This is a genomic window from Actinacidiphila yanglinensis (assembly GCF_900107965.1).
Lineage (GTDB): Bacteria > Actinomycetota > Actinomycetes > Streptomycetales > Streptomycetaceae > Actinacidiphila > Actinacidiphila yanglinensis.
On the sequence record NZ_FNVU01000001.1, the window covers coordinates 758,437 to 773,828 of the forward strand.

The window sequence follows — 15,392 nt, forward strand, 5'->3', positions numbered from 1 at the left end:
CCCCCCGTCACCGTAAAGTCGCAGGTCAGAAGCGGTCTGGACGGTCGCCGCGGGTGGAGCGGACCGTGATTGTCACAGGGGAGCCGTACGGTGGTGTCATGCGGCCCGTTTCAGACATCGAACGCACTGTGGCGCCTTTCGAGGTCGTCAGTCCCTACCAGCCCAGCGGCGACCAGCCGGCGGCGATCGACGACCTCGAGCGCCGGATCCGTGCCGGCGAGCAGGACGTCGTGCTCCTCGGCGCCACCGGCACGGGCAAGTCGGCGACCACCGCGTGGATGATCGAGCGGCTCCAGCGCCCCACGCTGGTGATGGCCCCGAACAAGACACTGGCCGCCCAGCTGGCCAACGAGTTCCGCGAGCTGCTGCCGAACAACGCGGTCGAGTACTTCGTGTCGTACTACGACTACTACCAGCCGGAGGCGTACGTCCCGCAGACGGACACCTACATCGAGAAGGACTCCTCGATCAACGAGGAGGTGGAGCGGCTGCGCCACTCCGCGACGAACTCGCTGCTCACCCGCAGGGACGTCATCGTGGTCGCCTCCGTCTCCTGCATCTACGGCCTGGGCACCCCGCAGGAGTACATCGACCGGATGGTCCGGCTCAAGGTCGGCGACGTGATCGACCGCGACCGGCTGCTGCGCAAGTTCGTCGACATCCAGTACACGCGCAACGACCTGGCGTTCACCCGCGGCACCTTCCGGGTCCGCGGCGACACCGTCGAGATCTTCCCGGTCTACGAGCAGCTGGCCGTCCGCATCGAGATGTTCGGCGACGAGATCGAGGCGCTGTACACCCTGCACCCGCTCACCGGTGAAGTGATCACCGAGGACGAGCAGGTCTACGTCTTCCCCGCGACGCACTACGTGGCGGGACCCGAGCGCATGGAGCGGGCCATCGCCGGGATCGAGCACGAGCTGGAGGACCAGCTCGCTCTGCTGGAGAAACAGGGCAAGCTGCTGGAGGCCCAGCGGCTGCGGATGCGGACCACCTACGACATCGAGATGATGCGGCAGATCGGCACCTGCTCCGGCATCGAGAACTACTCGCGGCACATCGACGGCCGCGGCCCCGGCTCCGCCCCCAACACCCTCATCGACTACTTCCCCGAGGACTTCCTGCTGGTCATCGACGAGTCGCACAACACCGTGCCGCAGATCGGCGCGATGTACGAGGGCGACGCGTCCCGCAAGCGCACCCTGGTCGACCACGGCTTCCGGCTGCCCTCCGCGATGGACAACCGGCCGCTGAAGTGGGAGGAGTTCCTGACCCGGGTCGGCCAGAAGGTGTACCTGTCGGCGACCCCCGGGCCGTACGAACTCTCCCGCGGGGACGGGGTGGTCGAGCAGATCATCCGGCCGACCGGGCTGATCGACCCCGAGGTCGTGGTCAAGCCCACGGAGGGCCAGATCGACGACCTGGTGCACGAGATCCGGGTGCGCGCCGAGAAGGACGAGCGGGTCCTGGTCACCACCCTGACCAAGAAGATGGCCGAGGACCTCACCGACTACCTGCTGGAGCTCGGCATCCAGGTGCGCTACCTGCACAGCGACATCGACACCCTGCGCCGGGTGGAGCTGCTGCAGGAGCTGCGCTCGGGCGAGTTCGACGTCCTGGTGGGCATCAACCTGCTGCGTGAGGGCCTGGACCTGCCCGAGGTGTCGCTGGTGGCGATCCTCGACGCGGACAAGGAGGGCTTCCTGCGCTCGGGCACCTCCCTGATCCAGACCATCGGCCGCGCCGCCCGTAACGTCTCCGGCCAGGTGCACATGTACGCCGACCGCATCACCCCGGCGATGGAGAAGGCCATCGACGAGACCAACCGGCGCCGGGAGAAGCAGATCGCGTACAACACCGAGCGGGGCATCGACCCGCAGCCGCTGCGCAAGAAGATCGCCGGCATCCTGGACTCCTTCGCCCGCGAGGAGGCCGACACGCAGGAGCTGCTGGGCTCCGGGCGGCAGCGCTCGCGCGGCAAGGCGCCGGTGCCGGGCCTGGCCGGGAAGGGCGGCGAGAAGCGCGCGACGGCGGCGCTGCCCGCCGAGGAGCTGGCCGACCTCATCGCCGAGCTCACCCAGCAGATGCACACCGCGGCCGGCGAGTTGAAGTTCGAGGTCGCCGCCCGGCTCAGGGACGAGCTGGGGGACCTGAAGAAGGAGCTGCGGCAGATGCGCGAGGCGGGGATCGCGTAGCGGACGGCCCGCCGCTGACGCTCCGTCGGAATCCCGCGGCCAGGAATCGGAATCCCGCCGTGACGAACCGGGATACCGTGCGGCGGCGTCTTGTTATGGTGCGGGCACGACGTTCCGTGCCGGAGCCGCGCACGAAGCAGCGGGACCACAGCGGGTGAGAGGGGACAGCGCGTGACGGTCAACATGACCAAGGGCCAGAAGATCAGCCTGAGCAAGGCTGACGGGGGAACGCTGACCGCGGTCAGGATGGGGCTGGGCTGGCAGGCCGCACCGCGCCGGGGCCTGTTCGGCAGCCGCACCCGTGAGATCGACCTCGACGCCTCCGCGGTGCTCTTCGCCGACAACCAGCCCGTCGACGTGGTGTTCTTCCGCCACCTGACCAGCGACGACGGCTCGGTCCGGCACACCGGCGACAACCTCGTCGGCGGTGCGGGGCAGGGCGGCGACGACGAGTCGATCATCGTCGACCTCCAGCGCGTCCCGGTGCACGTCGACCAGATCGTCTTCACCGTCAACTCCTTCACCGGCCAGACCTTCGCCGAGGTGCAGAACGCGTTCTGCCGGCTGGTGGACGAGACCAACGGCCAGGAGCTCGCCCGCTACACCCTCACCGGTGGCGGCCCGTACACCGCGCAGATCATGGCGAAGGTGCAGCGCGGTACCGGCGGCTGGTCGATGACCGCGATCGGCACCCCGGCCAACGGCCGGACGTTCCAGGACCTGATCCCGGCCATACTGCCCGCCCTGTAGGGGTGGGGCCGCGGCCCGGGCGGACCGGGCCGCGGCGCACAGACGGACAAGCGGAGCAACGGAAAAGCAGGGGGCGGCTGGCATGACGGCCGAACTGGTCCGGGGGCAGAACCATCCGCTGCCCGGCAACCGGCTGGAGATCCGGGTGTCGGCGGGTACCCCGGTGGTGGCCGCGGTCACCTTGGGCGACGAGCAGGGCCGGGTGGCCGGGCAGGCCGGCGCCGACCGGCAGTCCGGGCCGGCGCCGGGCCGGGAGTGGCTGGCCCACCCCGGGGCCCCGCAGCTGCCCGGCGTCGAGGTGCCGAAGCAGGCCGCCGCCGAGCACCGCCTCGCCGTGGACCTGGGTGCCATGCCGGAGCCGGTGCACCGGGTGCACGTCCTGCTCGCGCTGCCGGCCGGCCGTACCGGCGCCCCCGCGAACTTCGGAGCCGCGCCCGCCCCGCACCTGGCCGTGACCACGCCCGACGGCGCCGCCATAGCCGGGTACACCGTCACCGGCCTCGGCGCGGAGACCGCGCTGCTCGCCATCGAGCTGTACCGGCGGCACGGCGCGTGGAAGGTCCGCGCGGTCGGCCAGGGGTACGACGGAGGGCTGCCCGCGCTGCTGCTCGACCAGGGCGTGCCCGAGGCCCGCGAGGTCGCCGGCGAGATCCACGAGGCGGTGGTGCGCGAGCAGTCCCGTTCGGTGGACGCGCCCCTCGCGTCCACCGCTCCCGCCGCGACCTCGCCGTCCGCCGGGCTCGCCCCGCCCGCCGTGGCCACGCCGCCGGCCGGCAGCGCAAGCGGCACGGATGCCGCGCCGGACGCCCCCTCGGCCCCGCCCGGCCGGGTCGACTACCGCCACCCGCGCCGCCGCGCCGCGACGGGAGCGGCGCCTGCGACCCCGCCGACACCATCCGCCCCGCCATCCCCGCAGTCCGCCGCGGCGCCGCCTGTCCCGGTCGCCGGGGACGCCGGCGGCTGGACCATGGAGGAGCGGCTGCACAACCAGATCTGGGGCATGTTCGAGGACCTGGCCCGCACCGTCGCCGCGTACCGCAGCGCCGAGGACTTCGCCCAGTCCCGCTACGACCAGGAGATGGACGCGCTGCTCGCCGATCCGCGTACCCGCGGCGGTCCGGCGGCCGAGGTCGCCCGCGACGAGGCGATGCTCAAGCAGGTCGCGCTGGTCGACCAGGCCCGGGCCGTGCTCGACCGCGATCTCGCCCAGCTCACCGCCGAGTCCGAGGTCGTCGAGCCCGCGCTGCCGCCCGCGTTCGCCGGCTGGGAGAACCCGACCTGGCACGCGTACGAGGTGCCCGAGCAGCCGCCGCTGGCGGTCCGGCTCGGCGGCCTCACACTGCCCGAGGCGCCGGAACTGCGCATCCCGCTGCTCGTCCGGCTGCCGCTGGCCCGCGGCCTGTGGGTCGACAGCGAGGAGGACCGGGGCGCGGCGATGGACGTCGCCGTCGCGATCGCCGTGCGGCTGCTCGCCTGCCACCCGGTGGGCGGCCTGGTGATGCACGCGCTGGACCCGGCGGGTTCGGCGGCCACCGTGCTCGCGCCGCTGTACTCCGGGGGCGCGCTGGCACTGCCGCCGCCCGCGGCCGGCGCGGCCGGGGTCAACGAGGTGCTGGCCCGCCTCACCGAGCGGGTCGACCTGGTGCACATGGCCATCCGGGGCGGCGCCGCCGACTCCCTGCCGCCCGGCTTCGACCGGGCGGAACAGCTGCTGATCGTCAACGAGTTCCCGTTCGGCTTCGACGACCGCGCCGTCAACCAGATCCGGTACCTCGCCGACGAGGGGCCCGCCGCGGGGGTCCATCTGCTGCTGGTCGCCGACCGCGACGACGCCTCGGCGTACGGTCCCGTGCTCGACCCGCTGTGGCGGTCGCTGCTGCGGCTCACCCCGCTGCCCAGCGACCACCTCGCCGACCCGTGGGTGGGTCACGCGTGGACCTACGAGCCCGCGCTGGTGCCGCCGGGCAGCCAGATCGTGGCACAGGTGCTGCGGCGGCTGGCGGCGGCCCGCCCGGCCTACGGGATGTGAGCGCTCGCCCGTGTGACGATGGCGCGGAGCACCTGGTACGGCGCTGAGCAGCAGCTTTGGGCAATGCTTTACCGTCTCTTGGTGATTCATGTACGGTTGCTTGACCGACTGATTTCGCCGGAGGACCCGTGGACGTGTCCCTCGCCCTCTGGGCGCTCACGATCGCCGGACTGTGCGCCCTCATCGGTGCCGACTTCCTGATCGGCCGCAACCCGCACGACGTCTCGCTGCGCGAGGCGGGGATCTGGACCGCTGTCTGGGTCGCCCTCGCCGGGCTGTTCGGCCTCGGCCTGCTGCTGTTCTCGGGCGGCCAGCCCGCCGGGGAGTTCTTCGCCGGTTACATCACCGAGAAGTCGCTCAGCGTCGACAACCTCTTCGTCTTCGTGCTGATCATGGCGAAGTTCGCGGTCCCCTCGCAGTACCAGCAGCGCGTGCTGCTGATCGGCGTGATCATCGCGCTCGTCCTGCGCACGGTGTTCATCGCGGCCGGCGCCACCATCATCGCCAGCTTCTCCTGGGTGTTCTTCATCTTCGGCGCCTTCCTGATCTGGACCGCGTGGAAGCTGGTCAGAGAGGCGATGGCCGGACCGCACACCGACGAGGAGTTCCGGGAGAACCGGCTGCTCAAGGCGGTCGAGAAGCGGGTGCCGTCCACCGACCGCTACCACGGCACCCGGCTGTTCGTGGTGGAGAACGGCAAGCGGCTGATGACCCCGATGCTCGTGGTGATGCTCGCCATCGGCACCACCGACGTGCTCTTCGCGCTCGACTCGATCCCCGCGATCTTCGGCCTCACCCAGGACCCGTACATCGTCTTCACCGCCAACGCCTTCGCGCTGATGGGACTGCGGCAGCTCTACTTCCTGATCGGCGGCCTGCTGAAGCGGCTGGTGCACCTGTCCTACGGGCTGTCGGTGATCCTCGGGTTCATCGGCGTCAAGCTGGTGCTGCACGCGCTGCACGAAGCCGGGGTGCACGTCCCCGAGATCTCCATCCCCGTCTCCCTCGGGGTGATCGTGGTGGTGCTCGCGGTGACGACCGCGACGAGCCTGATCGCCTCCCGCGGCGGCGCCGCGGCCGCCGCGGACGGAAGCGCGCAGGACGCCCCCGACCAGGCGGAATCCGACGCCGAAGCCGCCGCGCGGCGCCGCCGGATAGACGTCTGACGCGCCTCCCCTCGCCCCCGGGCGACCGAAGACGCCCCGGCTCGTGCCGCCCCCCTGCGCGTGGGCGGCCCGGGCCGGGGTCTAGCGTGGCTCCGACGGCCCAGGACCCGCGCGAAAGGCACAGATGTGGCGACCACGGCAGCCGCCCCCGGCTTCCAGGCACTGCCCGAACTGACCGGGAGCCGCTTCCTCGGCACCTGGCAGCTCGACGGCGTCGCCCTGGCCGCCGTCCTCCTGCTCGGCGCGGCCTACGGGTACGGCGTACGGCGCAAGCTGGCATCCGGCGAGCGCTGGCCGCTGTGGCGCGTCGCCGCGTTCTACGTCTTCGGCCTCGGCACCCTGGTGTTCGCCACCATGTCCGCGCTGGCCGTCTACGACCGGGTGCTCTTCTGGCCCGCGGCCGTGCAGAACATCCTGCTGGACCTGTTCGCCCCGCTCGGCCTGGCGCTCGGCGACCCGATCGGCCTCGCCGCGCCCGGCAGCCGGCTGCGCCGCGCGTTCTCCTCCCGGCCGGTGCGCGTGCTCACCTACCCGCTGATCAGCTCGGTGCTGGTGCTCGTCTCCGAACTGACCATCTACTTCACGCCGTACTTCCCGCACGCGCTCGCCGACGGCTCCGTCCGGCAGCTGATGCACCTGCAACTGCTGCTCACCGGCTGCCTGTTCGTGCTGCCCATGCTCAGCCGGCAGGAACTCCTGCCGCGCTGGTGCAGCCACCCGGTGCGGGCGATCCTGGTGTTCCTCGACGGCCTCTTCGACTCCGTGCCCGGCATCGTGGTGATGACCAGCGGCACCCTCGTCGCGGGCGACTGGTACCGCGCCCACCCCCGCACCTGGGGCCCGTCCGTCAAGGGCGACCAGATGCTCGGCGGCGGCCTCATGCTCACCCTGGCCGAGGTCGTCGGCCTGCCCTTCCTGCTGCTCGTCTTCATGGAGTGGTGGCGCGCCGAACGCGAGAAGACCGCCGCCCTGGACGCCGCTCTCGACCGCGAGGCCGCCCTGTCCGCCCCCGCCACGCCCCGCACCGCCGCTCCCACCGTCCCCGCCCCGGGAACCGCCTCCTCGGCACCCCCGCCGGTCGCGGCCGAGCCGCCCACGATGACCCGCCCCTGGTGGGAGACGGACGAGGGCGAAGTCGGCATGCGCATGCGCAACCAGCGCTGACCCCCTCCGGGGAGGCGGCGCGGGTGTGCACGGCAGGAGCGCGAGAACGACAACTCCCTCCTGGGTCGTGGTCGGGGTCTCGCGACCTCGGCCGGTTCGCCAGCCTCTGAAGCGGCCCCGCACCCACGGAGGCACAGCGATGAGCACAGAGCCGATCGGGCACGCACGCGGCGACGAGCCCCTGTTCCCGATGCCGCCCATGTCCGAGGCACCTCTCCGCGCGGCCGTGCGGCGCCTGGACCCGGCCGAGGCTGTCCGCTTCGAGCGGGAGTTCCACACCGCGTGGGAGGAAGCCCTGCTCTCCGACGGCACCGTTCCGATGCACACGTTCCTGCACCGCTGGGCGATCTTCGTGTCGCTCCGGCGGGTGCCTGCGCGAGCGGCACGGTGATCCTGGCGCGAAACGGCCCCGGCGCCGGGAGGGCGATCGGGGCCGTTGACGGTTCGGGGGAGTGGCTACCAGCCGCGGGCGCGCCATTCGGCGAGGTGGGGGCGTTCGGCGCCGATGGTCGTGTCGCCGCCGTGGCCGGGGTAGACCCAGGTCTCGTCGGGGAGGGCGTCGAAGAGCTTGGCCGTCACGCCGTCGAGGAGGCTGGTGAAGGCGGCCGGGTCGTCGTGGGTGTTGCCGACACCGCCGGGGAAGAGGCAGTCGCCGGTGAACACGTGCGGGTGGCCGTGCGGGTCGTCGTAGAGGACGGCGATGCTGCCGGGGGTGTGGCCGACGAGGTGGCGGACGGTGAGCCGCAGGGGCCCGAGCGGGATGGAGTCGCCGTCGTCGAGCAGAGTGCCGGTCGGCACGGGGATGCCCGGGGCGTCCTCGCGCCCGGCGTACGTGGCCGCGCCGGTGGCCGTCACGACGTCCTGGAGCGCCTGCCAGTGGTCGCCGTGCTGGTGGGTGGTGACCACGGAGGTGAGACCATCGCCACCGACGACCTCCAGCAGGGTTCCCGGCTCGCTCGCCGCGTCGATGAGCAGCTGCTCGCCGGTGGCCCGGCTGCGCAGCAGGTACGCATTGTTGTTCATGGAGCCGACCGCGACCTTCGTGATGATCAGGTCCGTCAGCTCGTGCACGTCGGGCGTGCCGCCGACCGTGACTTCTCCCGTGTACGCCATGGCGTAAGCCTAGCGGCGAGCCGGCCACACGATCGGGTGAAAGAGGCCGGCGCGCGCCGTAAATCGAATGTGCGTGCTATAGGGTCGTGAGTGTCGCGGCGGCTGAGGCAGGCGGCGGCAAGAGGTCCATCAGGAAGAAATGTCGACCGCACCCCGTTTAGGCTGACTGGGGGTGCTGACCGTTCACCGTCCCCCCATCTACGGAAAGGCGCACTGGCGTGGCCGACCGACTCACCGTCCGTGGCGCTCGCGAGCACAATCTCCGGAACGTCTCGCTGGACCTGCCCCGGGACTCGCTCATCGTGTTCACCGGCCTGTCCGGTTCCGGGAAGTCCTCGCTCGCCTTCGACACGATCTTCGCGGAGGGCCAGCGCAGGTACGTCGAGTCGCTCTCGTCCTACGCCAGGCAGTTCCTCGGGCAGATGGACAAGCCCGACGTGGACTTCATCGAGGGTCTGTCGCCGGCGGTCTCCATCGACCAGAAGTCCACCTCGCGCAACCCGCGCTCCACCGTGGGCACCATCACCGAGGTCTACGACTACCTGCGGCTGCTCTTCGCCCGGATCGGCAAGCCGCACTGCCCGGAATGCGGCCGGCCGATCGCCCGCCAGTCCCCGCAGGCCATCGTGGACCGGGTGCTGGAGCTGGAGGAGGGGGTCCGCTTCCAGGTGCTCTCCCCGCTGGTGCGCGAGCGCAAGGGCGAGTTCGTCGAGCTGTTCTCCGACCTCCAGACCAAGGGCTACAGCCGGGCCAGGGTGGACGGCGCGACCATCCAGCTCACCGACCCGCCCAAGCTGAAGAAGCAGGAGAAGCACACCGTCGAGGTGGTGGTGGACCGCCTCACCGTGAAGAGCAGCGCCAAGCGCCGCCTCACGGACTCGGTGGAGACCGCGCTCGGCCTGTCCGGCGGCATGGTCATCCTCGACTTCGTCGACCTCCCGGAGGACGACCCGCAGCGCGAGCGGATGTTCTCCGAGCACCTGTACTGCCCGTACGACGACCTGTCCTTCGAGGAGCTGGAGCCGCGCTCCTTCTCCTTCAACTCGCCCTTCGGCGCCTGCCCGGACTGCACCGGCATCGGCTCCCGGATGGAGATCGACCCCGAGCTGATCGTCCCGGACGAGCAGAAGTCCCTCGACGAGGGCGCACTCGCCCCCTGGTCCGGCGGCATGTCCAAGGGCTACTTCGACAAGCTGGTGCAGAGCGTCGCCAAGGAGGTCGGTTTCCGTACCGACATCCCGTACGCGGGCCTGCCCGCCCGCGCCAAGAAGGCGCTGCTGCACGGGCACAAGTCCGAGGTCCGGGTCGCCTACAAGACCCGGTTCGGCCGCGAGCGCGCGTACACCACGCACTTCGAAGGCGTGATCCCCTACGTCCGCCGTCGGCACAACGAGTCGGAGAGCGACTCCAGCCGCGAGCGCTTCGAGGGCTACATGCGGGCGGTGCCCTGCCCCACCTGCCAGGGCAAGCGGCTCAAGCCGATCGTGCTCGCCGTCACCGTGCAGGACCGCTCGATCGCCGACATCGCCGCGATGTCGATCAGCGACTGCGCGGAGTTCCTGGCCGGCATGAAGCTCGCCGACCGCGACAAGAAGATCGCCGAGCGTGTCCTGAAGGAGGTCAACGAGCGGCTGCGGTTCCTGGTCGACGTCGGCCTGGACTACCTCTCGCTCAACCGCGCCGCGGGCACCCTGTCCGGCGGCGAGGCGCAGCGGATCCGGCTGGCCACCCAGATCGGCTCCGGCCTGGTCGGCGTGCTCTACGTGCTGGACGAGCCCTCCATCGGCCTGCACCAGCGCGACAACCACCGGCTGATCGAGACCCTGGTGCGGCTGCGCGACCTGGGCAACACCCTGATCGTCGTGGAGCACGACGAGGACACCATCAAGACCGCCGACTGGGTGGTGGACATCGGCCCCGGCGCCGGCGAGCACGGCGGCAAGGTCGTGCACTCCGGCTCGCTGAAGGACCTGCTGGTCAACGACGAGTCGCTGACCGGTCAGTACCTCTCCGGCAAGCGGGCCATCCCCACCCCGACCGAGCGCCGCCCGATCGACAGGGCGCGCCGGCTGACCGTGCACGGCGCCCGCGAGCACAACCTCCAGGACATCGACGTGTCCTTCCCGCTGGGCGTGCTCACCGCGGTCACCGGTGTCTCCGGATCCGGCAAGTCCACCCTGGTCAACGACATCCTGTACACCCACCTCGCCCGCGAGCTGAACGGCGCCCGCAGCGTCCCCGGCCGCCACACCCGGGTGGACGGCGACGACCTGGTGGACAAGGTGGTGCACGTCGACCAGTCGCCGATCGGCCGCACCCCGCGGTCCAACCCGGCCACGTACACCGGCGTCTTCGACAACGTCCGCAAGCTGTTCGCCGAGACGATGGAGGCGAAGGTCCGCGGCTACCTGCCCGGCCGCTTCTCCTTCAACGTCAAGGGCGGCCGCTGCGAGAACTGCTCGGGCGACGGCACCATCAAGATCGAGATGAACTTCCTGCCGGACGTGTACGTCCCCTGCGAGGTCTGCCACGGTGCGCGGTACAACCGGGAGACCCTGGAGGTGCACTACAAGGGCAAGTCCATCGCCGAGGTGCTGGACATGCCGATCGAGGAGGCGCTGGACTTCTTCGAGGCCGTCCCCGCCATCGCCCGCCACCTGCGCACGCTCAACGAAGTGGGCCTGGGGTACGTCCGGCTCGGCCAGCCCGCGCCGACGCTCTCCGGCGGTGAGGCCCAGCGGGTGAAGCTCGCCTCCGAGCTGCAGCGGCGGGCCACCGGCAGCACCGTCTACGTGCTGGACGAGCCCACCACCGGCCTGCACTTCGAGGACATCAGCAAGCTGATCAAGGTGCTGTCCGGGCTGGTCGACAAGGGGAACACCGTGATCGTCATCGAGCACAACCTCGATGTGATCAAGACCGCCGACTGGGTCGTGGACATGGGCCCGGAGGGGGGCAACGGCGGGGGACTGGTCGTCGCCGAGGGCACCCCCGAGCAGATCGCGGGCGTGCCGGCCAGCCACACCGGCAAGTTCCTGCGGGACATCCTCAGCCCGGACGCGGTCAGCGACGCGGCCGTGCCCGCGCCCAGGAAGCGTGCACCGGCGAAGAAGCGCACCCCGGCCCCGCGCAAGCGAGCGGCCAAGGCGTAGCAGCGGCGAGCGGTCCGGGGCGCCCCCCGAGGGCACTCCGGCGGCGCCCGGGGCGGGGACAGGCGCCGCCGGGGCACTCCGCCGCAGGGGCGTCCAGGTGCGGGACGTAAGGTACGGACGACCGCAAGACCGGCCACGTACCGTACGTCCCGCACCTGGAGCGCCCATGTCCCCCGAACTGCCCGCCGCCCGCCGGACCGTCCTGCGCGGTGCGGCACTGGCCGGCGCCGTCGTCGCCGCCGACGCCGGCCTCAGCGCGTGCGGCGCCAAGAAGAACGGCTCCGCGGACGGCCCGACCAAGCCGGTGGACCTCGGCGCCGCCTCGGCGGTCCCGGTCGGTGGCGCCAAGCTCTACCGGGACGACAAGGTGCTCGTCTCGCAGCCGACGCAGGGCTCCTTCAAGGCGTTCAGCGCGGTGTGCACCCACCAGGGCTGCGTGCTGGACACCGTGGACGGCACCACCGCGTCCTGCCCCTGCCACGGCAGCCAGTTCAACGCCGAGACCGGGGCCGTCGTCCAGGGTCCGGCCAGCAAGGCGCTGCCCGCGGTGGACATCAAGGCGGCCGGTGGCAAGCTGACGGCGGGCCCCGCGACCTGACCGTCATCTGCCCTGGAATGTCGCGGCCCGCCAGTAGGGTGGAAGGCATGGCAGACCCCAGCAGCTACCGACCGAAGCCGGGCCAGATCCCCGACTCCCCAGGGGTCTACAAGTTCCGGGACGATCACCGCCGGGTGATCTACGTCGGCAAGGCGAAGAGCCTGCGGCAGCGGCTCTCGTCGTACTTCCAGGACATCACCAACCTGCACCACCGCACCGCGACGATGGTGACCACCGCCGCGTCCGTGGAGTGGACGGTGGTCTCCACCGAGGTCGAGGCGCTCCAGCTGGAGTACTCCTGGATCAAGGAGTTCGACCCGCGGTTCAACGTCAAGTACCGCGACGACAAGAGCTATCCCTCGCTCGCAGTGACGATGAACGAGGACTTCCCGCGGGTCCAGGTGATGCGCGGTCCCAAGCGCAGGGGTGTGCGCTACTTCGGGCCGTACGCCCACGCGTGGGCGATCCGCGAGACCGTCGACCTGCTGCTGCGGGTCTTCCCGGTCCGCACCTGCTCCGCGGGGGTGTTCAAGCGCTCCGCGCAGATCGGCCGGCCGTGCCTGCTCGGCTACATCGGCAAGTGCTCCGCGCCCTGCGTCGGCCGGATCAGCCCCGAGGACCACCGCGAACTCGCCGAGGAGTTCAGCGACTTCATGGCCGGCCACACCGGCACCTACCTGCGCCGGCTGGAGCAGCGGATGAAGGACGCGGCCGACGCCATGGAGTACGAGCAGGCGGCCCGGCTGCGCGACGACATCGAGGCGCTGCGCCGCGCCATGGAGAAGAACGCGGTGGTGCTCGCCGACGCCACCGACGCCGACCTGATCGCGGTCGCGGAGGACGAACTCGAGGCGGCCGTGCAGATCTTCCACGTCCGCGGCGGCCGGGTGCGCGGGCAGCGCGGCTGGGTCACCGACAAGGTCGAGGCGGTCGACACCGCCGGCCTGGTCGAGCACGCCCTCCAGCAGTTGTACGGCGACGAGAGCGGTGACGCCGAGCAGTCCGGCGGCAGCGGCGGGGTGCCCAAGGAAGTGCTGGTCCCGGCGCTGCCGGAGCCGGTGGAGCCGGTGGCGCAGTGGCTCGCCGAGCGGCGCGGCTCGCACGTCAGCCTGCGGGTGCCGCAGCGCGGCGACAAGAAGGACCTGATGGCCACGGTGCAGCGCAACGCGCAGCAGGCCCTGGCTCTGCACAAGACCAAGCGCGCCTCGGACCTGACCACCCGCTCCCGCGCCCTGGAGGAGATCGCCACCGCCCTCGACCTCGACACGGCGCCGCTGCGGATCGAGTGCTACGACATCAGCCACCTCCAGGGTGACGACGTGGTGGCGTCGATGGTGGTCTTCGAGGACGGGCTGGCCCGCAAGAGCGAGTACCGCCGCTTCCAGATCAAGTCGTTCACCGGGCAGGACGACGTGCGGTCCATGCACGAGGTGATCACCCGCCGGTTCCGCCGCTATCTCCAGGAGAAGCAGCGCACCAGCGAGTGGGAGGAGCAGGACCAGCACGGCCCCGGGGAGCAGGAGGAGCAAGGGGAGCATGCGGAGCACGGCTCCGAGGAGTTCGGGCGGCAGAACGGCTCCGGGGAGCACGACGAGGCCGCCGGCGGGCCGATCGACCCGGAGACCGGCCGTCCCCGCAAGTTCGCCTACCCCCCGCAGCTCGTCGTGGTCGACGGCGGGCAGCCGCAGGTCGCCGCGGCGAGCCGGGCGCTGGCCGAGCTCGGCATAGACGACGTGGCCGTCTGCGGCCTCGCCAAGCGGCTGGAAGAGGTGTGGCTGCCGGGCGACGACGACCCGGTCATCCTGCCCCGGACCAGCGAGGGTCTGTACCTGCTCCAGCGGGTGCGTGACGAGGCGCACCGCTTCGCCATCGCCTACCAGCGCACCAAGCGCTCCAAGTCCATGAAGGCCGGCGCCCTGGACACCGTCCCCGGGCTGGGCGCCACCCGCCGGCAGGCGCTGCTCAAGCACTTCGGCTCGCTGAAGCGGCTGCGCGCGGCGACCGTGGCGGAGATCTGCGAGGTGCCGGGGATCGGCCGCCGCACCGCGGAGACCGTCGTCGCGACCCTGGCCGCCGCGGCACCGGGCGGACCCGCGGTGAACACGGCGACCGGAGAGATCATCGAAGACAGTGACGGGAAGCCCGCCGGCCCTACGGCGGCCCCGTCCGACCATCGGGGGAACAGCAGATGAGCGACCGGGACGAGCCCATGACCGGGACACCGGACGACGGGGCCGACACGAACAGCGCGCGCACCGACGAGCACAAGAACGACGGCAACGATGGCAACGGCGACACGAACGGCAAGGACGAGAAGGACGGCGCCGACGTGAGCGGCGGCACGGCGGGCGAGGCGACCTCGGCGATCCCCGAGCTCGTGATCATCTCCGGCATGTCGGGAGCAGGCCGCAGCACCGCGGCGAAGTGCCTGGAGGACCTGGGCTGGTTCGTGGTGGACAACCTGCCGCCCGCCCTCATCCCCACCATGGTCGACCTCGGCGCCCGCTCGCAGGGGAACGTGGCGCGGATCGCGGTGGTCGTCGACGTCCGCGGCCGGCAGTTCTTCGACAACCTGCGCGAGTCGCTCGCCGACCTCGCCACCAAGAGCGTCAAGCGCCGGGTGATCTTCCTGGAGGCGTCCGACGACGCGCTGGTGCGCCGCTTCGAGTCCGTGCGCCGCCCGCACCCGCTGCAGGGCGCCGGCCGGATCGTGGACGGCATCGCCGCCGAGCGCGACCTGCTGCGCGAGCTGCGCGGCGACTCCGATCTGGTGATCGACACCTCCAGCCTGAACGTGCACGAACTGCGGGCCAAACTGGACGCGCAGTTCGCCGGTGACGAGGAGCCGGAACTTCGGGCCACCGTCATGTCGTTCGGCTACAAGTACGGGCTGCCCGTCGACGCCGACCTGGTGGTGGACTGCCGCTTCCTGCCCAATCCGCACTGGGTACCGGAGCTGCGCCCCTTCACCGGGCTCAACGACGAGGTGGCCACGTACGTGTTCAACCAGCCCGGCGCGAAGGAGTTCCTCGACCGGTACGCCGAGCTGCTGCACATCATCGCGGCGGGCTACCGCCGCGAGGGCAAGCGCTATGTGACCATCGCCGTCGGGTGCACCGGCGGCAAGCACCGCAGCGTGGCGATGTCGGAACGGCTCGCGGCGCGGCTGGCGGCGGACGGAGTGGAAACGGTGACGGTACACAGGGACATGGGGCGCGAGTGATC

11 protein-coding genes are annotated in these 15,392 nt (G+C 71.4%); 10 read left to right on the forward strand and 1 reads right to left on the reverse strand.

Annotated elements, in window-relative coordinates; all coding sequences use genetic code 11:
• Positions 1–98 precede the first annotated feature (98 nt).
• The 6 genes from uvrB to C4U44_RS03170 all read left to right on the forward strand — a co-directional run bounded on the left by uvrB (position 99) and on the right by C4U44_RS03170 (position 7,695).
• Positions 99–2,195, forward strand: coding sequence for an excinuclease ABC subunit UvrB (gene uvrB, locus C4U44_RS03145; RefSeq protein WP_103883990.1), 2,097 nt, complete (start codon positions 99–101; stop codon positions 2,193–2,195).
• 171 nt (positions 2,196–2,366) lie between these two features.
• On the forward strand, positions 2,367–2,945 hold the full coding sequence (locus C4U44_RS03150; RefSeq protein WP_103883991.1) for a TerD family protein: 579 nt from the start codon (positions 2,367–2,369) through the stop codon (positions 2,943–2,945).
• A gap of 82 nt (positions 2,946–3,027) precedes the next feature.
• Complete coding sequence (locus C4U44_RS03155) at positions 3,028–4,974, forward strand: TerD family protein (protein ID WP_103883992.1); 1,947 nt, start codon at positions 3,028–3,030, stop codon at positions 4,972–4,974.
• A gap of 128 nt (positions 4,975–5,102) precedes the next feature.
• On the forward strand, positions 5,103–6,140 hold the full coding sequence (locus tag C4U44_RS03160; protein WP_103883993.1) for a TerC family protein: 1,038 nt from the start codon (positions 5,103–5,105) through the stop codon (positions 6,138–6,140).
• A gap of 126 nt (positions 6,141–6,266) precedes the next feature.
• Complete coding sequence (locus C4U44_RS03165; protein ID WP_103883994.1) at positions 6,267–7,304, forward strand: cytochrome c oxidase assembly protein; 1,038 nt, start codon at positions 6,267–6,269, stop codon at positions 7,302–7,304.
• Positions 7,305–7,443: 139 nt separating this feature from the next.
• Positions 7,444–7,695 carry a hypothetical protein gene (locus C4U44_RS03170; protein ID WP_103883995.1) on the forward strand — a complete coding sequence of 84 codons (252 nt, stop codon included), beginning with the start codon at positions 7,444–7,446 and terminating at the stop codon, positions 7,693–7,695.
• A 65-nt stretch (positions 7,696–7,760) separates the two neighbouring features.
• On the opposite strand, the gene C4U44_RS03175 is transcribed toward C4U44_RS03170, so the two are convergent.
• On the reverse strand, positions 7,761–8,417 hold the full coding sequence (locus C4U44_RS03175) for an MBL fold metallo-hydrolase (protein WP_103883996.1): 657 nt from the start codon (positions 8,415–8,417) through the stop codon (positions 7,761–7,763).
• A 218-nt stretch (positions 8,418–8,635) separates the two neighbouring features.
• On the opposite strand from C4U44_RS03175, the gene uvrA reads away from it, so the two are divergent.
• The 4 genes from uvrA to rapZ all read left to right on the forward strand — a co-directional run bounded on the left by uvrA (position 8,636) and on the right by rapZ (position 15,390).
• Positions 8,636–11,569 carry an excinuclease ABC subunit UvrA gene (gene uvrA, locus C4U44_RS03180; RefSeq protein ID WP_103883997.1) on the forward strand — a complete coding sequence of 978 codons (2,934 nt, stop codon included), beginning with the start codon at positions 8,636–8,638 and terminating at the stop codon, positions 11,567–11,569.
• A gap of 166 nt (positions 11,570–11,735) precedes the next feature.
• Positions 11,736–12,167, forward strand: coding sequence for a Rieske (2Fe-2S) protein (locus C4U44_RS03185; RefSeq protein ID WP_103883998.1), 432 nt, complete (start codon positions 11,736–11,738; stop codon positions 12,165–12,167).
• Positions 12,168–12,214: 47 nt separating this feature from the next.
• Positions 12,215–14,359 carry an excinuclease ABC subunit UvrC gene (uvrC, locus tag C4U44_RS03190; protein WP_103883999.1) on the forward strand — a complete coding sequence of 715 codons (2,145 nt, stop codon included), beginning with the start codon at positions 12,215–12,217 and terminating at the stop codon, positions 14,357–14,359.
• Between the two features lie 17 nt (positions 14,360–14,376).
• Positions 14,377–15,390, forward strand: coding sequence for an RNase adapter RapZ (rapZ, locus tag C4U44_RS03195; protein WP_407642772.1), 1,014 nt, complete (start codon positions 14,377–14,379; stop codon positions 15,388–15,390).
• Positions 15,391–15,392: the final 2 nt, after the last annotated feature.